This window comes from Vibrio sp. 378, from assembly GCF_033339435.1.
This window is the reverse complement of sequence record NZ_JAWOUO010000960.1, coordinates 1-562: the sequence shown is the minus strand read 5'-3', so window position 1 is coordinate 562 and position 562 is coordinate 1. Positions and strand designations below refer to the sequence as shown.

Here is a 562-nt window from a genome sequence, read left to right as displayed (position 1 = left end):
GAATTTGCAATCGAAATTCTCGCCTCGTGGTTTTAGCCACTCAGTTTGATATAACTGAGGACTTAGTTCTTGCCATATGGGTAGTTTTCGAACATTTTCGCAACTTCTTCTGTGATCAAATTTTCCCTTTTCTCAGTACTCATTGATTCGGTTAACTTGCGGCTTGAAACGCCTTTCCACACAACTTGGTTCGCCTTACTATCCACCAGCTCTACCACTAACTTCCCGTATTTGCGTTCTTTATATCGTTCAGGGCTTGATGTAATCACACCAAAGCTGTTCCATCCATAACCGACGCTAAAAGAAGAACCAGACGATACCAACTCCGACTCCTCAACGATATCGTGATGAACGTATAAATCACCACCACTTGCAACTCGAGAAAGCCCCTTCGATTCCAGTTGAGCAGCCAAACCTTGTTCTATACGGCGTCCATCGATACTTGCTGGAGCATCATTTTGAGTACCAAAATCAAACGTTTTGTAAGAAGCGAAGTCCGCTTGTTTATCCACGTCTGTTGTTACTGTCGTACAAGCGGCCATCAAAAGCGCCATTGCCCCAA

General features: G+C 44.1%; 1 protein-coding gene. It reads right to left on the bottom strand.

The features are described from left to right. Positions 1-62 precede the first annotated feature (62 nt). Entirely contained in the window at positions 63-554 is a 492-nt protein-coding gene (locus R7Q48_RS29815) for a DUF4136 domain-containing protein (protein ID WP_318133994.1), read from the bottom strand. Between the last annotated feature and the right edge of the window lie 8 nt (positions 555-562).

What these genes read in the sequence shown, in the direction of transcription:
- R7Q48_RS29815 (WP_318133994.1), bottom strand. Translation starts at nt 554, where the DNA reads ATGGCGCTTTTGATGGCCGCTTGTACGACAGTAACAACAGACGTGGAT.